At 72.1% G+C, this 22,020-nt stretch carries 19 protein-coding genes; 7 read left to right on the plus strand and 12 right to left on the minus strand.

The features are described from left to right. Position 1: 1 nt before the first annotated feature. The 3 genes from GR130_RS08970 to GR130_RS08980 form a co-directional block, all read right to left on the minus strand. Complete coding sequence (locus tag GR130_RS08970) at positions 2-868, minus strand: phosphatase PAP2 family protein (protein ID WP_159504202.1); 867 nt, start codon at positions 866-868, stop codon at positions 2-4. Positions 869-1,052: 184 nt separating this feature from the next. Continuing rightward, positions 1,053-2,207, minus strand: coding sequence for a LacI family DNA-binding transcriptional regulator (locus GR130_RS08975; protein WP_236572956.1), 1,155 nt, complete (start codon positions 2,205-2,207; stop codon positions 1,053-1,055). A gap of 25 nt (positions 2,208-2,232) precedes the next feature. After that, complete coding sequence (locus GR130_RS08980; RefSeq protein WP_159504203.1) at positions 2,233-3,873, minus strand: glycoside hydrolase family 13 protein; 1,641 nt, start codon at positions 3,871-3,873, stop codon at positions 2,233-2,235. Positions 3,874-4,095: 222 nt separating this feature from the next. Between GR130_RS08980 and GR130_RS08985 the strand changes: the two genes are divergently transcribed. Genes GR130_RS08985 through GR130_RS09005 form a run of 5 tightly spaced genes read left to right on the plus strand, consistent with a single transcriptional unit; the run spans position 4,096 to position 9,892 of the window. Beyond that, positions 4,096-5,370, plus strand: a complete 1,275-nt coding sequence (locus tag GR130_RS08985; RefSeq protein WP_159504204.1) for an extracellular solute-binding protein — start codon at positions 4,096-4,098, stop codon at positions 5,368-5,370. Continuing rightward, positions 5,367-6,302 (plus strand): carbohydrate ABC transporter permease, encoded by a 936-nt coding sequence (locus GR130_RS08990; RefSeq protein ID WP_159504205.1) that lies wholly within the window; start codon positions 5,367-5,369, stop codon positions 6,300-6,302. The genes GR130_RS08985 and GR130_RS08990 overlap by 4 nt, the downstream gene beginning before the upstream one ends. Before the next feature lie 2 nt (positions 6,303-6,304). After that, positions 6,305-7,141, plus strand: coding sequence for a sugar ABC transporter permease (locus GR130_RS08995; RefSeq protein WP_159504206.1), 837 nt, complete (start codon positions 6,305-6,307; stop codon positions 7,139-7,141). A gap of 1 nt (position 7,142) precedes the next feature. Then, entirely contained in the window at positions 7,143-8,879 is a 1,737-nt protein-coding gene (locus tag GR130_RS09000) for a glycoside hydrolase family 13 protein (RefSeq protein WP_159504207.1), read from the plus strand. Further along, on the plus strand, positions 8,867-9,892 hold the full coding sequence (locus GR130_RS09005; RefSeq protein WP_159504208.1) for a LacI family DNA-binding transcriptional regulator: 1,026 nt from the start codon (positions 8,867-8,869) through the stop codon (positions 9,890-9,892). Before GR130_RS09000 ends, GR130_RS09005 begins: the two co-directional genes overlap by 13 nt. Before the next feature lie 11 nt (positions 9,893-9,903). Here the strand turns inward: GR130_RS09005 and GR130_RS09010 are convergent, their stop codons facing one another. Beyond that, on the minus strand, positions 9,904-10,215 hold the full coding sequence (locus GR130_RS09010) for a DUF397 domain-containing protein (RefSeq protein ID WP_159504209.1): 312 nt from the start codon (positions 10,213-10,215) through the stop codon (positions 9,904-9,906). Continuing rightward, on the minus strand, positions 10,212-11,060 hold the full coding sequence (locus GR130_RS09015) for a helix-turn-helix domain-containing protein (protein ID WP_159504210.1): 849 nt from the start codon (positions 11,058-11,060) through the stop codon (positions 10,212-10,214). The genes GR130_RS09010 and GR130_RS09015 overlap by 4 nt, the downstream gene beginning before the upstream one ends. A 157-nt stretch (positions 11,061-11,217) precedes the next feature. On the opposite strand from GR130_RS09015, the gene GR130_RS09020 reads away from it, so the two are divergent. Further along, positions 11,218-11,682 (plus strand): ATP-binding protein, encoded by a 465-nt coding sequence (locus GR130_RS09020; RefSeq protein WP_236572957.1) that lies wholly within the window; start codon positions 11,218-11,220, stop codon positions 11,680-11,682. 13 nt (positions 11,683-11,695) lie between these two features. Here GR130_RS09020 and GR130_RS09025 read toward each other — a convergent pair whose 3' ends face one another. After that, on the minus strand, positions 11,696-12,562 hold the full coding sequence (locus tag GR130_RS09025; RefSeq protein WP_159504211.1) for a class I SAM-dependent methyltransferase: 867 nt from the start codon (positions 12,560-12,562) through the stop codon (positions 11,696-11,698). Positions 12,563-12,905: 343 nt separating this feature from the next. Between GR130_RS09025 and pulA the strand changes: the two genes are divergently transcribed. Then, positions 12,906-15,548 carry a pullulanase-type alpha-1,6-glucosidase gene (gene pulA, locus GR130_RS09030; RefSeq protein ID WP_443043753.1) on the plus strand — a complete coding sequence of 881 codons (2,643 nt, stop codon included), beginning with the start codon at positions 12,906-12,908 and terminating at the stop codon, positions 15,546-15,548. Between the two features lie 78 nt (positions 15,549-15,626). On the opposite strand, the gene GR130_RS09035 is transcribed toward pulA, so the two are convergent. From GR130_RS09035 to GR130_RS09060, 6 genes are all read right to left on the minus strand, one after another. Continuing rightward, a complete protein-coding gene (locus tag GR130_RS09035; RefSeq protein ID WP_159504213.1) occupies positions 15,627-16,136 on the minus strand; it encodes a GNAT family N-acetyltransferase in 510 nt (169 codons plus the stop codon). A 145-nt stretch (positions 16,137-16,281) separates the two neighbouring features. Continuing rightward, positions 16,282-16,977 (minus strand): TetR/AcrR family transcriptional regulator, encoded by a 696-nt coding sequence (locus tag GR130_RS09040; RefSeq protein WP_159504214.1) that lies wholly within the window; start codon positions 16,975-16,977, stop codon positions 16,282-16,284. A 181-nt stretch (positions 16,978-17,158) separates the two neighbouring features. After that, complete coding sequence (locus tag GR130_RS09045) at positions 17,159-18,376, minus strand: PDR/VanB family oxidoreductase (protein WP_159509846.1); 1,218 nt, start codon at positions 18,374-18,376, stop codon at positions 17,159-17,161. 16 nt (positions 18,377-18,392) lie between these two features. Then, positions 18,393-19,301, minus strand: coding sequence for a metal-dependent hydrolase (locus GR130_RS09050; protein WP_159504215.1), 909 nt, complete (start codon positions 19,299-19,301; stop codon positions 18,393-18,395). A 93-nt stretch (positions 19,302-19,394) separates the two neighbouring features. Then, positions 19,395-21,389, minus strand: coding sequence for a hypothetical protein (locus tag GR130_RS09055; protein ID WP_159504216.1), 1,995 nt, complete (start codon positions 21,387-21,389; stop codon positions 19,395-19,397). A 170-nt stretch (positions 21,390-21,559) separates the two neighbouring features. Beyond that, complete coding sequence (locus tag GR130_RS09060) at positions 21,560-21,796, minus strand: DUF397 domain-containing protein (RefSeq protein WP_159509847.1); 237 nt, start codon at positions 21,794-21,796, stop codon at positions 21,560-21,562. Positions 21,797-22,020 lie beyond the last annotated feature (224 nt).

Raw genomic sequence — 22,020 nt, forward strand, 5'->3', positions numbered from 1 at the left:
CTCACGCCCGGAGCGGCTCCAGTTCCAGCTCCGGCTCCGGCACCACGTGCCGCGCCAGCCGGTGCGGCAGCGTCCCGTACCAGGCGAAGGCCAGCGCGACGCCGAAGGCCAGGCACAGCACCCCGCCCAGCGCGTCCAGCCAGAAGTGGTTGGCGGTCGAGACGATGACCGTCAGCGTCGTGGCCGGGTAGACCAGCCCCAGCACCCGGGCCCACACGGGCTTCGCCAGCAGCGCGATGGCGAGCCCGCACCACAGCGACCAGCCGATGTGCATCGAGGGCATCGCGGCGTACTGGTTGGACATCGAGGCGAGGTTGCCGGACGCCATCGAGCCCCAGGTCCCGTGCTGGACGACGGTGTCGACGAAACCGCCGTCCGGCATCAGCCGGGGCGGCGCCAGCGGGTAGAAGTAGTAACCGACCAGTGCGACACCGGTGGTGGCGAACAGCGCCAGCCGGGCCGCCGCATACCGCCCCGGATGCCAGCGGTAGAGCCAGATCAGCACGCCGATCGTCACGATGAAGTGCAGCGTCGCGTAGTAGTAGTTCATCGAGACGATCAGCCACGTCACCGAGTTCACCGCGTGGTTGACGGTGTGCTCGACGGCGATGCCCAGCGAGTGCTCCGCCCGCCAGATCCAGTCGGCGTTCTTCAGCGCCTGGGCCTTCTGCTCGGGCACCGCGTTGCGGATGAGCGAGTACGTCCAGTAGCTGACCGCGATGAGCAGGACCTCGAACCAGAGACGGGGTGTGCGAGGGGACCTCAGATGGGCCAGTGGCCCTCTGCCGGCCGGGCTGTCCGCGCGCTCCCCGCTGGGCACCGGGGGGGCCGACAGGTCGTCCAGAGTCCTCACATTCGTTTCACCCATAGGCAGACAGTCTGCCAGAAAGGGGATTGTCGCCGATCATCCCCGGGTCGGGTATGCGACCTCCCCCGATCCCTCCGGGGGAGGACACGGGTTCCCCCTAGGGGTCCCCCCGGGACACCTCACGCAAACCCGCCGGTCATCGGCAGGTCACCTCAGGAGTCCCTGCCGCCCCAACGGGCAGACCCTAAGCGCCCCGCGAAGGCCGGGGAATCTTCGCTACCTTGGGCCGCTTTGTCGGCTTTGCGTTCTTCGCTGCCTTTGTTGGTGTTGCCGGTTTTGTCGATGGCGTCGGTGTCGTCGATGGCGTCGGCGTCACCGGCGAAGCCTTCGGGGCGGACGCCGTCGAACCGCGCACCACCAGCTCGGGATGGAAGACGAACTCGCTGTGCGGTGCCGGAGTGCCCCCGATCTCCTCCAGCAGGGCGCGCACCGCGGCCTGGCCCATGGCGGGCACCGGCTGGCGGATGGTGGTCAGCGGAGGGTCGGTGAAGGCGATCAGCGGGGAGTCGTCGAAGCCGACCACGGAGATCTCCCGCGGGACGTCCAGCCCGCGTTGCCGGGCCGCCCGGATCGCCCCCAGCGCCATCATGTCGCTGGCGCAGACGATGGCCGTGGCGCCCCGCTCGATCAGTGCGCCCGCCGCGGCCTGGCCGCCCTCCAGGGTGTAGAGGGAGTGCTGGATGAACGGCTCCGCCGCGGCCGGCCCCATGTCCAACTGCTCCCGCATGCAGCGGAGGAACCCCTCGATCTTCCGCTGGACCGGTACGAACCGCTTGGGGCCGAGCGCCAGCCCGATCCGCCGGTGGCCCAGCGCGGTCAGATGCGTGACGGCCAGCTGCACCGCGGCGCGGTCGTCGGGGGAGACGAACGGCGCCTGCACCTTGTCGGAGAAGCCGTTGATGAGGACGAACGGCACGCCCTGGCCGCGCAGCCGCTCATAGCGCGTCATGTCGGCGGAGGTGTCCGCGTGCAGCCCGGAGACGAAGATGATGCCGGCCACCCCGCGGTCCACCAGCATCTCGGTCAGCTCGTCCTCGGTGGAGCCGCCGGGCGTCTGGGTGGCCAGTACGGGGGTGTAGCCCTGGCGGGTCAGCGCCTGACCGATGACCTGGGCGAAGGCCGGGAAGATGGGGTTCTCCAGCTCCGGGGTGATCAACCCGACCAGGCCGGCGCTGCGCTGCCGCAGCCGCACCGGGCGTTCGTAGCCCAGCACGTCGAGGGCGGCCAGCACGGACTGGCGGGTGGTGGCGGAGACGCCGGGCTTCCCGTTGAGAACCCGGCTGACGGTGGCCTCGCTGACACCCGCCTGCGCTGCGATATCGGCCAGCCGGGCGGTCATGGAACGGGACTGTACCGGTCGCATGTCAGATTGCCCACCAGGTGCAGCTGTCCCCCGGGACCACCGCGGAACCGTCGTCCACGGCCACCGGGGCGCTGGAGAGCAGCAGTTCGCCGGGCAGCGGGAGTTCGGCGTCCCGGCCCAGGGTGTTGACCGTGCACAGCATCCCGGCTCGGGTGAACGCCAGCACGCCCTCGGGGGCCGGCCGCCAGCTCATCTCCCCGTCGCCCAGCCCCGGCAGACGGCGGCGCAGGTCCAGCGCGGTGCGGTACAGCTCCAGAGTGGAGGACGGGTCGCCGGTCTGCGCCGCGACGCTGAAACGGTGCCAGTCGGCGGGCTGCGGCAGCCAGCTGCCGCCGTGGCCGAAGCCGTACGGCGGCCGTTCGCCGGACCAGGGGAGCGGCACCCGGCAGCCGTCGCGGAAGCCGTCCTGCCCGCTGGCCCCGGAGCGGCCGTCGGCTTCCTGCCCGTCGCCCGCGGCGCGGCCGCCGCGGAAGAACGCCGGGTCCTGGCGGACGTCGTCGGGCAGGTCGGTGACCTCCGGCAGGCCCAGTTCCTCGCCCTGGTAGAGGTAGGCGGAGCCGGGCAGGGCCAGCATCAGGAGGGTGGCGGCGCGGGCGCGGGCCAGGCCGCCGCCGAGCCGGGTGGTGTGGCGGACGACGTCGTGGTTGGACAGGACCCAGGTGGTGGGCGCGCCGACCGAGGCGGTCGCGGTGAGCGAGGCGTCGATGACCTGGCGCAGCGCCCCGGCGTCCCAACCGGTGTTCAGAAACTGGAAGTTGAACGCCTGGTGGAGTTCGTCGGGGCGGACGTAGAGGGCGAGGCGTTCGACGCTGGGGGCCCAGGCTTCGGCGACGCCGATCCGCTCGCCCGGGTAGTCGTCCAGCAGCCGGCGCCAGGTGCGGTGGATGGCGTGGACGCCGTCCTGGTCGAAGAAGGGGAGGACCTGTGAGCCGATGAGGCGGGCCTGTTCGCCGCGGCCGATGTCGGGGAGGCCGGGGGCCTTGACCATGCCGTGGGCGACGTCGATCCGGAAGCCGTCCACGCCCAGGTCCAGCCAGAAGCGCATGATGGCGGCGAACTCCTCGTGCACCTCCGGGCGGTCCCAGTCGAGATCGGGCTGCTCGGGGGCGAAGAGGTGCAGGTACCAGTCGCCGCGTTCGGTACGGGTCCAGGCCGGGCCACCGAAGACCGACTCCCAGTCGTTGGGCGGGAGTTCGCCCCGCTCGCCCTTGCCGGTCCGGAAGACGTAGCGCTGCCGGGCCAGCTCGGGGTCCCGGAACCACGGGTGCCGGTCGGAGGTGTGGTTGGGGACGATGTCGACGATCACCCGCAGGCCCAGCGCATGGGCGGCGCCGATCAGGTCGCCGGCGTCCTGGAGGCTGCCGAAGAGCGGGTCGACGGCGCGGTAGTCGGCGACGTCGTAGCCGCCGTCGGCTTGCGGGGAGGCGTAGAACGGGGTGAGCCAGACGGCGTCCACGCCCAGGTCCCGTAGATACGGCAGCCGTTCGCGCACCCCGCGCAGATCGCCGACGCCGTCGCCGTCGCTGTCGGCGAAGGAGCGGACGTAGACCTGGTAGATGACGGCGTCGCGCCACCATCGGGGACCTCGGCTCGGTCCGGCGGCCTGGGGGGCGGGGCTGGGGGAAGTGAGCTCCTGGGTCATCTGCCGTCCCTGTCAGGTCAAGAGGCGAAGGTGCTTCCACGGAGTCAACGCTCGGGCGGGCGGCGGGTGACGGGGGGAGGGGGCCGCGGGGGGTCCCGTTCCGGCCATCGCAGTGCAAAGTCTTCCAGCTTTCTTGCGGAAAGTTCCCGCAACATCTTTCGGTTTGTTTTCGGCGCTGTTACGTTCCAGACCGCCAACTGAGGCTTTTCCTAAGGAGTTCACATGCGGCGTGGCATACGTGGCGCACTCGCCACCGCGCTGGTAGCGGGCCTGGCACTGGCGGCGACGGCGTGCGGAGGCGGGGGTGGCAACGGCGGCGGCGCGGGCGGTGAACTGTCCGGAACCGTTACCTTCTGGGACACCTCCAACGATGCCGAGAAGGCCACCTACCGGAAGCTGGCCGAGGGTTTCCAGAAGGAGCACCCCAAGGTCCACGTCACCTATGTGAACGTCCCCTTCGGCGACGCCAACGCCAAGTTCAAGAACGCCGCCGGCGGCGGTGCGGGCGCCCCCGACGTGATGCGCACCGATGTCGCCTGGGTCGCCGACTTCGCCAGCCTCGGCTACCTGGCCCCGCTCGACGGCACCCCCGCCCTCGACAAGACCGCCGACTACCTCCCGCAGGCCGTCAGCTCCACGAAGTTCAACGGCAAGACCTATGCCGCGCCCCAGGTCATCGACACCCTGGGCCTCTTCTACAACAAGAAGCTCCTCAAGGACGCCGGCGTCCCCGTCCCCAAGACCTTCGCCGAACTGGTCGCCGCCGCCCCGAAGATCAAGGAGAAGACCGGCGCCACCGCCCTCTACCTGCGCGGTGACGACCCCTACTGGTTCCTGCCCTACCTCTACGGCGAGGGCGGCGACATGGTCGACGCGCACAGCAAGACCGTCAAGATCGACAACGCCGCCGGGGTCCGGGCGTTCCGCGCCATCAAGACCCTCGTCGACTCCAAGGCCGCCGTCACCGACGCCACCGACGGCCAGGAGAACCAGCTCAAGGCCCTCAAGGACGGCACCGTCGCGATGGCGATCGACGGCCCCTGGGACATCGAGGGCGCCCGCGCCGGCAAGGCCTTCCAGGACAAGAGCAACCTCGGTGTCGCCCCCGTCCCCGGCGGCAGCACCGCGCACGGCTCCCCGCAGGGCGGCTGGGACCTCTCCGTCTACGCCGGCAGCAAGAACCTGTCGGCCGCCTACGCCTTCGTGCAGTACATGAGCTCCGCGAAGGTCCAGCAGGAGACCACCGACAAGCTCAGCCTGCTGCCCACCCGCACGTCGGTCTACAACGTCCCGGCCGTCAAGCAGAACGAGATGGTCGGGTTCTTCAAGCCCGCCGTGGACGGCGCCGTCCAGCGCCCCTGGATCGCCCAGGGCAACTCCCTCTTCGAGCCGGTCAAGGTCCAGATGAACAAGGTGCTCACCGGCGCCGCCACGCCCGAAGCGGCCGCCAAGGCCACCGGTGACGCCTACCGCAAGCTGCTCAAGGACTACAAGTGACGCTCGCCGCAAGGGCCCGCCGTGCGCTCGGCACGCACTGGTACGCCTGGGCGATGGTCGCCCCGGTCGTCCTCGTCATCGGCGTCATCATCGGCTACCCCCTCGTACGCGGCGGCTACCTCTCCCTGACCGACGCCAACGAGGCCAATGTCGAGCGCTCGATCGGCATGAACCACATCCCCGCCACCTACCACTTCGTCGGCCTCGACAACTACCGGGCCATCCTCTCCGACGGCGTCTTCTGGAACCGCCTGGGCTGGACCGTGGTGTGGACCGTGGCCTGTGTCTCGCTCACCTTCCTGATCGGGCTCACGCTCGCCACGATGCTCAACCGGACGCTGCGCGGCCGCACCTTCTACCGCCTCGCGCTGATCCTCCCCTGGGCGGTCCCCGCCTTCATCTCCGTCTTCACCTGGCGGATGCTCTACAACGAGAAGAACGGCATCCTCAACAAGCTGCTGGCCGGCGGCGGCATCGACGCCGTCCCCTGGCTCAACGACCCGACCTGGGCCAAGCTCTCCGTCATCGCCGTCAACGTCTGGCTGGGCGTGCCCTTCATGCTCGTCGCTCTGCTCGGCGGACTCCAGTCCATCCCCGGCGAGCTCTACGAGGCCGCCGAGATGGACGGCGCCGGGCCCTGGCAGCGCTTCCGCCACATCACCGTGCCCGGACTGCGCGCGGTCAGCGGCACCGTGATCCTGCTCTCCACCATCTGGACCTTCAACATGTTCCCGGTGATCTTCCTGCTCACCAGGGGCGGCCCCGGCGACGCCACCGAGATCCTGGTGACCTACGCCTACCGCCTCTCCTTCGTCGACAGCCCCCGCGACTTCTCCGCCTCCGCCGCCTGGGGCGTACTGATCCTGGCGCTGCTCTCGGTCGTGGCGGTCGTCTACCGCCGGGCGCTGCGCAAGCAGGGAGAGGTGTGGTGACCATGGCCCGTCGACGCAACGAACGGCACTGGCTGGCCTCCGCCGGGCTGCACACCGCCCTGGCGCTCGCCGCCGCCATCGCGGTCTTCCCGCCCCTCTGGCTGCTGATCACCTCCTTCAAACCGAGGAGCGACGCCTTCTCCACCAGCCTCGTCAGCCACTTCACGCTCGCCAACTACACGCACGTGGTGGCGGACACGGAATTCCTGAGCTGGTTCGGGAACTCGGTGATCATCGTCGGGCTGACCACCGTCCTCGGCGTCTTCATCGCCGCCACCACCGGCTATGCCGTCAGCCGCTTCCGCTTCCCCGGGATGCGCCCGCTGATGTGGCTGCTGCTGATCACCCAGATGTTCCCGGTCGCGGTGCTGATCGTGCCGCTCTACAACCTCCTCGCCTCCCTCGGCCTGCTCAACCAGCCCGCCGGACTGGTCATCACCTACCTGACCATCGCCGTGCCCTTCTGCGCCTGGATGATGAAGGGCTTCTTCGACACCATCCCGGTGGAGATCGACGAAGCGGGCCGCGTCGACGGCCTCAACCCCTTCGGCACCTTCTGGCGCCTGGTCCTCCCGCTCGCCCGCCCCGGCCTCGCCGTCACCGGCTTCTACACCTTCGTCACCGCCTGGGCCGAGGTCGCCTACGCCTCCGCCTTCATGACCGGCGAGGAGAACCTGACGCTCGCCGGGGGCCTGCAGACCTTCGTCAACCAGTACACCAACGACTGGGGTTCGATGACCGCCGCCGCCGTGATCATCGCCGTACCGGCCGCGCTCGTCTTCGCCTTCGCCCAGCGCCACCTCGTAGCCGGACTGACCGCCGGCACCACCAAGGGATGACATGACCCGACAGCACAACGTCACTCCTGCGCCCACCACCAGGGGGAACACCGCTCCCGGCACCGCCGCCACCGCCGAATGGTGGCGGGACGCCGTGATCTACCAGGTCTATCCGCGCAGCTTCGCCGACGGAAACGGCGACGGCATGGGCGACCTCCAGGGCATCCGCAGCCGGCTGCCGCACCTTCGCGACCTGGGCGTGGACGCGGTCTGGCTCAGCCCCTTCTACGCCTCCCCGCAGGCCGACGCCGGCTACGACGTCGCCGACTACCGCGCCACCGACCCGATGTTCGGCACCCTCCAGGACGCCGAGGCCGTCATCCGCGAAGCACATCACCTGGGCCTCCGCATCATCACCGACATCGTCCCCAACCACTGCTCCGACCAGCACGAATGGTTCCGCCGCGCGCTCGCCGAGGGCCCCGGCTCGGTGCTGCGCGAGCGCTTCCACTTCCGCAAGGGCCGCGGCGCCAACGGCGAACTGCCGCCCAACGACTGGGAGTCCATCTTCGGCGGCCCCGCCTGGACCCGCCTCCCCGACGGTGAGTGGTACCTCCATCTCTTCGCCCCCGAACAGCCCGACTTCAACTGGGAACACCCCGCCGTCCAGGACGAGTTCCGCTCCATCCTCCGCTTCTGGCTGGACCTGGGCGTGGACGGCTTCCGGATCGACGTCGCCCACGGCATGGTCAAGGCCCCCGGCCTCCCCGACATCGGCCGCGGCGAACAGGCCCGCCTCATCGGCTCACAGGTCCTCCCCTTCTTCGACCAGGACGGCGTCCACGACATCTACCGCTCCTGGCGCACGGTCCTGGACGAGTACGCCGGGGAGCGGATCGGCGTCGCCGAAGCCTGGGCCCCCAGCGTCGAACGCCTCGCCCTCTACGTCCGCCCCGACGAACTCCACCAGGGCTTCAACTTCCACTACCTGAACACCCGTTGGGACGCGGAAGCGCTCCGCGACGCCATCGACTCCTCCCTCGATGCCATGCGCCCCGTGGGCGCGCCGACCACCTGGGTCCTGTCCAACCACGACGTCGTCCGCCACCGCACCCGGCTCGGCGGCGGCCTGGCCCGCGCCCGCGCCGCCACCCTGCTGATGCTGGCGCTGCCCGGCTCCGCCTACCTCTACCAAGGCGAGGAGTTGGGCCTGCCCGAGGTCACCGACCTGCCCGACGAGGTCCGCCAGGACCCGTCCTTCTTCCGCGCCAGCGGCCAGGACGGCCTCCGCGACGGCTGCCGCGTACCGATCCCCTGGAGCGGCACGGCGCCCCCGTACGGCTTCGGCGACGGCGGCAGCTGGCTGCCCCAGCCCGCGGACTGGGCCGCCCTCACCGCCGAGTCCCAGACCGGCGACCCGGACTCCACTCTGGAGCTCTACCGCAGCGCACTGGCGGTGCGCCGCAGCCACCCCGGCCTCGGCGCCGGCGACTCGGTCGAGTGGCTGGAGGCCCCCGCCGGCGTCCTGGCCTTCCGGCGCCCCGGCGGTCTCCTCTGTACGGTGAACACCACCGGCGAGGCGGTACGGCTGACGCTGCCCCCCGTCCGGCTCCTCCTCTCCTCCCGCGCTCCGTTCGTCCCCACGGCCCCTGCCGTCTCCACTCCGTCCGCCCTCGCGGCCCTCTCCTCCTCCCGTCAACCGTCCAACGCCCGCAGCGCGTTGGACGTTCCCGAAAATCTCGAAGTTTCCGAAATTCGTGAAATTCCCGCCGAGGCCACGATCTGGTGGGAGGAGTGACCCCGCGCCTCTCGGACATCGCCGCCCAGGCGCAGGTCAGCGAAGCCACCGCCAGCCGCGTCCTGAACGGCAAGGCGGGCGTCGCGGCGGGCACCCGGCAGCGGGTGCTCGCCGCGCTCGACGTCCTCGGCTACGAACGCCCGGTACGGCTGAAACGGCGGAGTGCGGGGCTCGTCGGCCTGGTCATCCCGGAGCTGACCAACCCGATCTTCCCGGCCTTCGCCCAGATCATCGAGCAGTCCCTGGCCGGCCACGGCTACACACCCGTGCTCTGCACCCAGATGCCCGGCGGCGCCACCGAGGACGAACTCGTCGAGCAACTGGAGGAGCGCGGCGTCACCGGCATCGTCTTCCTGTCCGGCCTGCACGCCGACACCGCCGCCGACCCGTCCCGCTACGCCCGCCTGACCTCCCGCGGTGTGCCCTACGTCCTGATCAACGGCTACAACGACCGCATCGACGCGCCCTTCGTCTCACCGGACGACGGGGCCGCGGCCCGTATGGCCGTACGCCATCTCGCCGAACTGGGCCACGAGCGCATCGGCCTGGCGGTCGGCCCGGCCCGCTACGTGCCCTCCCGCCGCAAGGCGGAGGGCTTCACCGCCGCGCTGGGGGAGGCGTTCGGCCTGTCGAGGGGGCAGGCCGAACGACTCGTCCGCCACACCCTGTTCAGCGTCGAGGGCGGCCATGCCGCTGCCGCCGCACTGCTCGACGAGGGCTGCACCGGCATCGTCTGCGGCAGCGACCTCATGGCGCTGGGCGTGGTACGCGCCGCCCGCCAAAGGGGACTTGAGGTCCCCGGCCACCTCTCCGTCGTCGGCTTCGACGACTCCCAGCTGATCGCCTTCACCGACCCACCGCTGACCACGGTGCGGCAGCCGGTACAGGCCATGGCGACCGCCGCGGTCGGCGCGCTCATCGAGGAGATCCAGGGAAACCCCGTACAGCGCACCGAGTTCGTCTTCCAGCCGGAGTTGGTCGTACGGGGGTCGACCGGCCCGCGGTGGGGGTGAGTGGCCGCGGGTCAGGCGTCCTGGGCGGCGTACGAGACGAACGCCGCCCAGGAACCGGCCGGGACGGCGAGCTGCGGCCCGTCCTGGTCCTTGGAGTCCCGGATGTGGACGGTGGTGGGGCAGGTGGCGATTTCTATGCAGTCGCCGGAGTCGCCGCTGCTGTGACTGGACTTGTGCCAGGAGAGGGCGATTTCTATGCAGTCGCCATCACCGCTGCTGCTGTAGCTCGACTTGTGCCAATCGAGAGCTATCTCCACGCAGTCGTCGCCGTCGCCACCGCTGTAGCTGCTCTTGAACCAGGCCAGTTCGGGGGTGCTGCTCATAGCGCTCCTCGGATCTGCATCAGCAGGCTCCGCGAGTCTCTGGGGGTCAGAGCCTGCGAAAGCAGTCTCGCATAACGCATTTGGAGGATGCTGAGCTCTTTCGGGTCGGAGATGAACAGGCCCGTGCGCTGGCCCTCGCAGTATCCGAACCACTCGTTGTCAGGGGTTTCCAGCAGCTGCATCGGCCCGTGTAACCCGGCGTGATCCTCTTGCACAAGTGGAATGAGCTGGATGTCTACGTTCCGCACCTCGGAGAGTTCGAGGACGTGGTCGATGAGCTGCCTGGTGACCTCCGTTCCACCAGTCCGGCGCAGGAACAGATGCTCTTCGAGGACGAAGCTGAACGTGGTGTTCGGGCGCTCCCGCAGGAGCTGCGTACGCTCGGACCGTGCCGCCCAACGGGTTCCGATCTCGTCGTCATCCAGGTGCGGGACCTGCTGCGTGAACAGCGTCCGCGCATACGCCTCCGTCTGTAACAAGCCGGGAACCAACCGGCATTCGTACGTGAAGAGGCTGATCGCCTGCCTCTCCAGCTCCGCCCACTCACGGAACCACCGCGCCAGTCCCGGCTGCCTCGACAGCCGCTTGGCCGCCTTCCGCAGCACTCCGTTCGCGTGGAGCGTGTCCTCCGAGCGGTCGATGAACTTCTTCGACGGGAGGCGTCGGCCCTGTTCGACGGAGCCGATGTAGTGCGCCGAGTACCGGATCGCCGGTGCCAGGGACTCCTGCGTGAATCCCGCGTTCTCGCGGAACCCTTGGTAGACGGCGCCGAAGGTGCGCAGACTGCCGGACGGCTCGGGCGGCTCGCCGCCGTCGTAGTGGTGGTCGGTGTTGCTGTCTTCCATGGTCGGGTGCTCCCGATGTCACTGGTACTGACTGCCCCGCAAGTCACCCATCGTTACGGCTGGTTACTCGTCCCGTCCACGTACTGAACTCGTACAGTTTCCGGAGTACGAGCTGAGTACCTGGCGTACGAGCCTGCTGACCAGCAGCGTTGGCGCCATGCCAGTCCAGCCGACCGTCGCCGTACGGATGTTCATGCAGCGTTTCAGCGCCACCCCGCGCGGGGCCCGTCTCGCGCGCCATCTCGCCGTCCAGCAACTCGATGTCTGGGGCTTCCCGTACGGCGGCGAGGTCTCGGACACCGCCGCCGCCATCGTCGGTGAACTCGCCGCGAACGCGGCCACCCATGGCCGGGTGCCCGGCCGGGACTTCGAGCTGCGGCTCCTGAAGCTGCCGGGCTCGGCCCGGCCGGGCACCCTGCGGATCGAGGTCGCCGACACGCGGACGGAGCGGCGACCGCCCGCCCCCTGGACGCTTGCTCCGCCCGCGCCCGCGCCCGACTCCGAGTCCGGCCGCGGGCTGATCCTCGTCGCCGCGCTCGCCACCTGCTGGAACGTCCTCGACCGGCCCCCGGTCGGCAAGATCGTCCGAGCCGATCTGGACCTCCCGGAGAGTAGGAGATGAGGAACGGTACGGGTCAGGCGGCCGGGCGCCGGGCGTGGAAGATGCCCCAGCGCAGCAGGTCCCGGCGGGTGATGTCGGTCCAGAGGGGCAGGTTGGTCAGCAACTCGTCGACGTAGGCGGGGCTGATGACGTCGCGCAGTTCGGCCGCGCGTCGCTGGACCTCCTCGTCGAGGCGTGCGTAGTGGGTGGTGATGTCCGCTGTGCGGTCCTCGAAGTCGACGTCCTTGAGGCCGAGTCCGGAGAGCAGGTCCAGATAGAAGGACGGTGTCGCCAGGGTCGGCATGGAGAGGCGGGAGATCGCGGGCCGCACGGCCTCCGCCGGGGTCTCCTCGGCCATCATGATGTCCGAGAAGACCACGGCGCCGCCCGGCTTGAGCACGCGTACGGCCTCGGCCAGCGCGCTCTCCTTGTCCGGCACATGGCTGAGGACCTCAAGGGACCAGACGACGTCGAACCGCTCCGCCTCGTAGGGCAGTTCGTTGAGGGAGCCGGTGACGACCTCGATCAGGCCGTCCAGTCCACGCCGGGCGTTGGCCGCACGGTGGCGCCGGTTGTGTTCGTCGCTGAGGTCGAGGGCCACGACCCGGCAGCCGAAGCGTTCGGCGAGCGCGCGGGCCGATCCGCCGTATCCGGAGCCGAGGTCGAGCACGGTCGCGTGCGGGCCGAGCAGGTCCGCGGCGTTGTCCGCCGCGTGCTCGACGGTACGGTGCGAGGCGTCCGCGATCGCCTCGTGCGGATGGGCGTAGACGCCGACGTGGATGTCCTCGCCGCCCCAGACGGCGTCGTAGAAGGCGTCGACGTCGCCGGTCTCGTAGTAGCTGCGGGTCGCGGCGTCGTGGTGCGTCGTGGTGCCGGTGGTGTCCTCGGGGTTGTCGATCATGGTGGGGGGATTCCCCGCTCTCGTCCGGGTAACTCACCCTGTCCGCACGCCTGGGTGACTATGCGCCAACTTGCCGCGTCACCGGCGAACCCACTCTCCCGAAGGCGCTTGGCACCGGCGAACCCACTCTCCCCGAAGGCGCTTGGCACCGGTCCGACCGGCCGGGCGCGTAGGGACCACCATCCGGTGGACCTCCGGCCGGCCGGACCGGCTACTACGGGAACGTAACACCGTTGCAATCTCTTGCGAAAGGTCTTGCAGCAATGGGGTCGCACGGATAGAACCAAGGGTCATGTCCTCCACCCCGCACCGCGCCCGCCGCCGCACGGCCGCCCTCCTCGCGCTGCTCGCCGGCGCGGCGGCCCTGGTCCTCCCGCCGCAGCCGGGCGCCCGTGCCGCCTCCGCCGACGGTCCGGCCGCGGCGCAGTGGATCGACCGCACCACCGTGGTCTGGAAGGACGCCCGACACGCCGACGCCCAGCTGGAGTTCGGCGACCCCGCGCGGCGGCCGGAAGCCGGCCGGCGGAGGGTAGCGGGCCGCATCCGGCTCACCCCCGGTACCTTGACCCCGGCCGAACGGGCCCTCTACCCGCACCTCACCGGCTACCCGGCCTTCACCGTCGACCCGCGCGATCGCGCGCTGGCCCCCGCCGCCCTGCGCGAACGACTGGTCGCCACCCAGCGCACCGCGGACGGACGGCAGACCGCGACCACCAGCGTCCAGATCCCCGGCATCCTGGACGACCTCTACGGCACCCGCGCCCAACACGCCGCCCTCGGGCCGGTGTTCCGCGCCGGCCGCCCCACGCTCTCCGTCTGGGCGCCGACCGCCCGTACCGTGGCGCTCGAACTGGACGGCCGCCCGGTCCCGATGCGCCGGGACGACGCGACCGGGGTGTGGAGCGTACGGGGCGAGCGCACCTGGGCCGGGAAGCCGTACCGCTACCTCGTCACCGTCTGGGCACCCGCCGCCGACAGGACCGTCACCAACAAGGTGACCGACCCGTACTCCACCGCGCTGACCACCGACTCCGCCCGCAGCCTGGTCGTCGACCTCGCCGATCCCCGCCTCGCCCCCGCCGGCTGGGCGACGCTCCGCAAGCCCGCGCCGGTGCCGCTGCGCCGGGCCCGCATCCAGGAGCTGCACATCCGCGACTTCTCCGTCGAGGACCCCACCTCCCGCCACCCCGGCCAGTACCTCGCCTTCACCGACACCCGCTCGGCGGGCATGCGGCACCTGAAATCCCTGGCCGAGGCGGGAACCTCCCACGTCCACCTGCTGCCGGCGTTCGACTTCTCCTCCGTCCCCGAGCGCCGCGCCGACCAGCAGCGGCCGGACTGCGACCTGCCCTCCCTGCCCGCCGACTCCGACCGCCAGCAGGAGTGCGTGGCGAAGGTGGCCGACCACGACGCCTACAACTGGGGCTACGACCCCCTCCACTACAGCGTCCCCGAAGGGTCGTACGCCTCCGACCCGTCCGGCACGGCCCGGATCGTCGAATTCCGCCGCATGGTGCAGGGGTTGAACGGCATCGGCCTGCGCACCGTCATGGACGTCGTCTACAACCACACCGCCGCGAGCGGCCAGGACGACCCGCACTCCATCCTGGACCGCATCGTCCCCGGCTACTACCACCGGCTGCTCGACGACGGCACCGTCGCCACCTCCACCTGCTGCTCCGGCACCGCGCCCGAACACACCATGATGGGCAAGCTCGTTGTGGACTCCGTCGTCACCTGGGCCAGGCAGTACAAGGTCGACGGCTTCCGCTTCGACCTCATGGGGCACCACCCCAAGGCCAACATCCTCGCCGTACGCAAAGCCCTCGACGCGCTGACCCCGGCCCGCGACGGCGTGGACGGCCGATCCATCATCCTCTACGGCGAGGGCTGGAACTTCGGTGAGGTGGCCAACGACGCCCGCTTCGTCCAGGCCACCCAGCGCAACATGGCCGGCACCGGCATCGCCACCTTCAACGACCGGGCCCGCGACGCGATCCGCGGCGGCAGCCCCTTCGACGCCGACCCCCGCGTCCAGGGCTTTGCCTCCGGCCTCTACACCGACCCCAACTCCTCACCCGCCAACGGCGATCCGGCCGCCCAGCGGTCCCGTCTCCTCCACTACCAGGACCTCATCAAGGTCGGCCTCACCGGCAACCTCGCCGACTACGCCTTCACCGACACCGCCGGCCGCCGGGTCAAGGGCTCCCAGGTCGACTACAACGGCGCCCCCGCCGGCTATGCCGCCGCGCCCGGCGACGCCCTCGCCTACGCCGACGCCCACGACAACGAAACCCTCTACGACGCCCTGGCCTACAAGCTCCCGCCCGGCACCTCCGCCGCCGACCGCGCCCGGATGCAGGTCGTCGCCCTGGCCACCGCCGCGCTCTCCCAGGGCCCGGCGCTCTCCCAGGCCGGCTCCGACCTCCTCCGCTCCAAGTCCCTGGACCGCAACTCCTTCAACAGCGGCGACTGGTTCAACGCCATCCACTGGACCTGCGCCGCAGACGTCCCCGGTGGCGCGGCGACCAACGGCTTCGGCCGCGGCCTGCCCCCGGCCGCCGACAACAAGGACAAGTGGCCCTACGCCAAACCCCTGTTGGCCGACCCGGCGCTACGTCCCGGCTGCGCCACCACCACCGCGGCCTCCGCCGCCTACCGCGACCTGCTCCGCATCCACGCCGCCGAACCCGCCTTCGACCTCGCGACCACCGCCCGCGTCCAGTCCGCCCTCTCCTTCCCGCTCTCCGGCACGGACGAGACCCCCGGCGTGATCACCATGCGCCTGGCCAACCTCGTGATCGTCTTCAACGCCACCCCGCACCGCCAGAGCCAGACCCTGCCCGGCCTCACGGGCCGGCCCTACGCCCTGCACCCCCTCCAGTCCCACGGCGCCGACCCCGTCGCGGCCACCGCGTCCTACGCCCCCGCCTCGGGCACCTTCACCGTCCCGGCCCGCACGGTCGCCGTCTTCCGCCAGGGCTGACCGGGCGCCGAGGAGAGGCTGGCGGGCCGGTGGCTCACGGGAACCTGTGGGGGCGGCACGCCCGCCCCCACCCCCGCTTCAAAGCCGCTTCTCCAACAGCGTCACGCCGTACCTGCTCCCCCCTTTCCCCTCCTTGAACGGCTGCTCCCCGACGACCTCGTAGCCCGCCCCCTCGTAATACGTCCGCAGCCGCGGATTGCTCGACACGCAGTCCAGCCGCGACCGCGTACGCCCCGCCTCCGCGATCCGCCGCTCGGCCCACGACAGCAACTCCCGCCCGGCCCCCGCCGGTGCGTGGGTGCGGTCCACCATCAGCCGGTGCACATACCCGGCCACCGGGGGCTGCGCGCCCCACGCGGGCTCGTCCCGCCACCACAGCTCGAAGCCGCCGACGACCCGCCCGGCCGCCTCCGCCAGCCAGACCTCCCCCTCCTTTATTCGCTCCCGGAAATGCGCCTCGTCCTTGTCACCCGGCTTCCACTGGTCGATGCCGTTGTCCACCATCCAGCGCGCGGCCCCGTCGTAGAGGCCGACGAGCACGGCCAGGTCGCGCTCCGCCTCGGCCGCCCGGTAAGTGATCTCATTCATGATCGGATTGTGCCGCACCCGCCCCGCCGGCCCCCGCCCGCGCAACGGAGACAGCTCAATTCGCCGTCCTGCCAACGACGTTACGCCGAGGGTCCGACAGTCGCCCTCCGCCGGCCATGCGCCCCCACTCCAGCGCAGGGCAGGGTCAGACCGGCTGCGGCAGCTCCATCAGCCGTCCCACCAGCTCCGCGAACATCCCGTCCGGCGGCTCGTCCGCCAGCATCCGGCGCACCACCTGCGCCATCCGCTCGTCGTACGCCGCGCTCACCCCCGCCAGCGCGACGAAGTCGTGCACCAGCTGCCGCTCCAGCTCGGCGCGCGGCACGCGCCGCCCGTCCAGCCACAGCAGCGCGGTGGTCTCGGCCAGCGAGACCCAGGAACGGATCACCAACTCCAGCCGCGGGGGCGCGTCCCGGACGTCGAGATGGGCGAGGATCTGCTCGTAGGCGGCCTGGCGTACACCGTCGATCAGTGCGCTGGTGCGGGTCGAGCCGATCGCCGGACCGCCGCGCATCAGCGCCGAGAAACCGGGGCCGTGCTCGTCCACGAAGTCGAAGAACCGCTCCATGACGCGCAACAGCCGGGCGCCGAGGGGCCCTTCGCGCGGCTCGACGAACCGGGCCGACAGCTCCTCGGCGGCGCGCCGCAGCGCGGCCTCGTAGAGCTGCTGTTTGCCCGGGAAGTAGTGGTAGACCAGCGGCCGGGATATCCCGGCCGCCTCGGCGATCTCGTCGATCGACACATCCTCGGGGGAGCGGTGGCTGAACAGGCCGAGCGCGACGGCGATGAGCTGCTCCCGCCGCTCCTCGACGCCCATCCTGCGGCGTGCCCCGGTCGTCATGTACTCACCCTAACGACCCGCCCCCGAGCCGCACCAGCGCACCGATCCGGTCCCGGAGCGTGCCACACGCGGGCCTGTTCGCTTACGACACCTCACCCGCCCACCCCCCGAAGGGGGGTGGGCGGCGGGGAAAAACGTGCGGCGGGGAAAAGCTGCGGCGGGGAAAACCTGGAGCCCGCCCCTACAGGTCCAGCACCAGTCCCTCCCCCCGGGCCGACCGCGAGACGCAGACCAGCAGCGAGTCCTCGCGTTCCGCGTCCGTCAGGAGTTCGTCGCGGTGGTCCACCTCTCCGGCCAGTACCCGCTGTCGGCAGGTGCCGCAGAAGCCCTGCTCGCAGGAGTACGGCAGGTCCGGGAGGGCCTGTTCGCGGAGGGCGCGCAGCACGCTGGTGTCCGCCGGGACCGTGACCGTACGGCCGGTGCGGCGCAACTCCACCTCGAACGCCACCTCTTCGGCCTGGCCTTCACCCGGGCCGTCCCCGGACCCCGGACCGGCCCCCGGGCCCGTCCGTGGCGCGAAGCGTTCGGTGTGCAGGCTCAGCCCCTCGGGGCCGTGGGGGAGCAGGTCGGCGACCGCGTCCATCAGGGGCTCGGGTCCGCAGCAGTACACGGCGGCGTGCGGGGGCGCGTCGGCGAGTGCCGCGGCCAGATCGGGCCGCCCCGCCGTGTCCTCCGCGACCACCGTCAGCCGCCCGCCACCGGCCCCGGTCAACTGCCCATCCCCCGCCAGCTTTTCGAGTTCTTCGAGGAAGGGCATCGACGCCCGCGACCGTCCCGCGTACACCAGGCGCCACGGAATCCCCTCCCTCTCGGCGTGCCGCACCATCGGGAGGATCGGGGTGATGCCGATACCGCCCGCGATGAAGAGGTAGGCGTGGCTCTCGTCCAGGGGGAAGCGGTTGCGGGGTCCGCGCACCTCGACCGTCGTGCCCTCGTGGAGCGCCTCGTGCACCTCGCGCGAACCGCCCCGGCCGTCCTCGATGAGCCGGGTCGCGATGGTGTACGCACCGCCGTCCGCCCGTGCGGCGTCGGCCGGTTCGCCGCACAGCGAGTACTGGCGCACGGTTCCGGACGGCAGGACGAGGTCGATGTGCGCGCCCGGTTCCCAGCCGGGCAGCCGCTCGCCCTCCAGGCGGAGTGCCACCACCCCGTCGGCCGCCGCCGTCCGTTCGGCCACCCGCAGCCGCAGCGGTGCCGCCCGGCCCCGTTCCCGGCCCCGGCCCGATATCGGCTCCTCCAGGGCGGGCAGCGGCCACAGCGGCGACCGCCGGATCCGCCGCCGCAGCGCCCGCCGGACGACCACCGCGGCCCCGGCGGCCAGCAGCACGGTCCGCAGGCGGGGGAGCGCGCGCGTACGCGGAGGCGGGGACGTGCGACCCGGTGCGGATATCGACGTCATGGAGCGGGCGGGCATCTCAGGCTCCTCCGGGGGCAGCGGCGGCGGTCGCGGCGGGCGAGCGGTCGAGATAGGCGATCGCCTGCTCGGTGCTGCCGTGCCGCGAGGGGTGGTACGCCCGGCTCAGGTACTGGGGTATGGAGCGGAGCATCGCCCCGGTGGTCGGCAGTACGCCCTGCCGTCCGCCCCGGAGGAAGTCCTTCACGGCGGCCCTGCCGTCGATCAGCGTGGGGTCGTTCTCCATGAAGAACCGGGTGCCGCGCTGCCACAGGAACACCAGGGCGCTGAAGGCCGTCGCCCAGGTGCGCACCCGCCGCCGGTAGCCGCCGTCCAGATGCACGAAGAGGTCGAAGGCCACCGAGCGGTGCTCGACCTCCTCCGCGCCGTGCCAGCGCAGCAGGTCGAGCATCGTCGGGTCGGCCCCCTTGGTGTCCAGCGCCTCGGCGTTGAGCACCCAGTCGCCCAGGAAGGCGGTGTAGTGCTCGATGGCGGCGATCAGGGCGACCCGTTCCATCAGCCACCACTGACGGGCCCTGCCCGGCGGCAGCGTCCGGTCGCCGAGCAGCTTCTCGAAGAACCAGTCGACCTGCGCGGTGTACGGGGTCGGGTCCAGGCCCAGCGCCTTGAGGCGCGGCAGGACGTCGTCGTGCGCCTGCGAGTGCATCGCCTCCTGGCCGATGAACCCGATCACGTCCGCCCGGAGTTGCTCGTCCCGGATGTGGGGCAGCACCTGCTTGTAGACGTGCACGAACCAGCGCTCGCCGGCCGGCAGCAGCAGGTGCAGGACGTTGATGGTGTGGGTGCTGGACGGATCGCCGGGGATCCAGTGCAGGGGGGTGTCCGCCCAGTCGAAGGCCACGTTCCGGGCCTTCAGCGGGGTGTGCTGGGACGCGACCGGCTGGGGCCGCAGCGGGGCCGTATTAGACATGGCGTCAATGTACTGACGGGTAAGGAATGCCGATACCCCCTGGACGCGGAAAAGCTCGCGGCGGCGGCCCACGCCCCGCCCCCGCCTCTCACCTCACCGCAGCGTCCCCACCTGGCCGCCGCCCGCCAGCCCGCCCTTCAGGTCCGTCCGGGCGTCCGGCTTCGCCGGCAGGGCCAGCAGCCGCCCCGCCGCGTGCCCCCGCACCCCGCCGCTCGCGGTGATCGACGTGACCCGGTCGCTGCCCGCCGCCAGCAGCCACCACGCACCCCCCTTCGTCTTCCACAGCACCCCGGCCAGCACTTGCGGCGCCCGCGGCCCGCAGGCCGTACCGCCCTCGGCCCGCGCCGTCACCGCGCCCGGCGCGTACCGCCGGTCGGCCGGCGCGGGCGGCTGGAACTGCGCCATCGTCCGGCTGCCCGCCCCGCGCCAGGTCTCCGCCCGGGTGCACAGCCAGGCCGCCTCGCCCGCACCCCCGGGCAGCGACTGCCGCGCGAACCGCCAGGTGTTCACGGTCTGCACGCCCCGCAGCCGTGCCCCGGGCAGCTGGCAGGCGGTACGCGCCCAGGCCGTACGGGCCTCCGGGCCCGAGACCTCGCCCGGCGCGGTGGGCCGCCCGTACGTGAGCCGGGCCGGTGTCAGCTCCCCGAGGTCGGTGAGCAGCTCCCCGGCCGCCGGGCCGCCCGGCTGCCCGTCCGTCCCGCCGACCGCCCGCAGCGCCGGCCACGTGGTGCAGGCGGTCCCGTCGCGCGGGGTCGGTACGGGGTCGGTCAGACCGTCCGGGCCGATCGGGATCGGCTGGCCCGCCGCGTCCGGCTTCAGCAGATCGACCAGCCGTACGGACCGCACCCAAGGGGCCGTCAGATAGCGGACGTTGCCCTGGGTGCGGCCCGCCACCAGGGCGAGTGCCGTATCCGCCGCCGCACCGTCCGTCCGTGCGAAGTCCAGCGCCGCACCGGTGCCCTCGTCCTGCCCCTGGCCGTCCGCCGCCTCGGCGTAGCGCACCGCCCGCAGGCCGTCGTGGAAGAGCACCACCACCGCGTGGTCCACCACGCCCGCGAACAGCAGTTGCGGCGGCCCGGCCGCAGGCCCCGTCGGGGTGCCGGGCGTCGCCGTGACCGGTACGCCGGCCCCGGGCCGCGCCCAGACCGCCAGCGCCCGCCGGAGCAGTGCCCGGTCGCCGGTCCGGTCGCCGCGGGCCGGCCAGGCGGCGAAGTCCTGACGCGCCGCGGTCTTCCAGGCGTCCGCCGGGGTGAGCGCCAACCTGCCCGGTTCCAGGGCGGCTTCGGAGGCGGTATTGCCCGCGTACGCCGGCGCCGCGGCGCCGTCCGGCCCCCAGCCGTCGCCCGGCATCCCCAGCAGCGCCCAGCACACCAGCAACGCCGCGCTCGCTGCCAGCGCCGCCCGGCCGTGCTGCCGGCGCCGGAGCAGATCGGTGGGCCGGGCCTGGAGGGCGCACGGGTCGAACTCCACCGACTCCAGCAGCGCCCGGTCCCGGCTCCCGGCCGGCACCGCCGCCCCGTCGGCCTCCGCCAAAGCCGCCCGGGAGTCCGCGACCCCCGCGGCCTCCAGCACCCGGCGCGCCTCGTGCGCCGTCAGCCGCTCCAGGTCGCGCAGGACGAACGCCGCCCGGCCCGGTGCGGAGAGCGCGGACAGCGCCTGGTCCAGGGCGAGTTCGTCGGCGCCGCCGGAGCGGGGGAAGAGCCGCAGGCCCCAGACCTGGGGGAGCGGTGCCGGCGGCAGACGCCGCCGCCCGGCGGCGAGTGCGGTGCGCAGCACCCGCAGCCGCATGAGCGCGTAACCGGGGTCGACGGCCGCCGCCGCGCCGTCGCGCTGGGCGGGCAGACCGGGACCGGACCCGGGGCCCGGCCGCCGCGGCAGGGCCCGCTGCACCACTCCGTGTGCGGCCAGCACCCGCCGGCCGCGGCTCGGGCCCGGCGGCAGGACCAGATACGCCAGCCGGGCCAGCCGGGGGTAGTGCTCGACCAGCGCCGCCTCGGCCTGCTCGACGTCGATGGCCTCACCGGCCTCCGCCGGGCTGCCGGGGGAGGTGCGGTCCGGACGCGGGGTTGCCGCCTGCTGCTGCTCCACATTCCGTGGAACGAGTGAATCCTGTGATGGTCACCGGGGTGCCGGGCCGCCCCGGACGGGTGACCGCGGCGCCTGCCCCCGGGCACCCGGGCCCGGGCGCGCCCCGGCCCGGGCCGCCGGGCGGCACCCCGCGACCCCGGCCACCGGGGCGGCGCCGCACGCCCGTGGCGTCACCGCGAGAGGTCGAACTCCCCGTCCCGGGCGCCCTGGACGAACGCCCACCACTCCGCCTCGGTGAAGCGCAGCACCACCTCGGGGTCCGTGGAATTGCGCATCGCGACCGCGCCGCGCTCCAGGAAGGCGATCTCCACCGCTTCCGCGTCGGGGGCCTCGCCGGGCGGGCGCTGCCAGGTGGCGTCGGAGATGTCGAGGCCGTAGAGCCATTCCTTGTCGGCTGCGGTGCCCATGTCGTTGCTCCCCTTGCTCGTGAACGTGCCGGTCAGCGTACGCGGCGCCCGGACGACCTTCCAGCCGCACAACCGGGCCGTACCGCGGTTCCCGCCACCGGAGTTGGCGGCGCGGAGGCGGTCGGGCGGACCGGGCCGCAGCCGCATCCACGGCTGCCGCCCGCCCGGCCCCGACCCACCGGACAGGCCCCGAGCCCCCATGCCGCGGCGACCAGTGTTCCGCG

The organism is Streptomyces sp. GS7 (assembly GCF_009834125.1).
Taxonomy (GTDB): Bacteria; Actinomycetota; Actinomycetes; order Streptomycetales; family Streptomycetaceae; genus Streptomyces.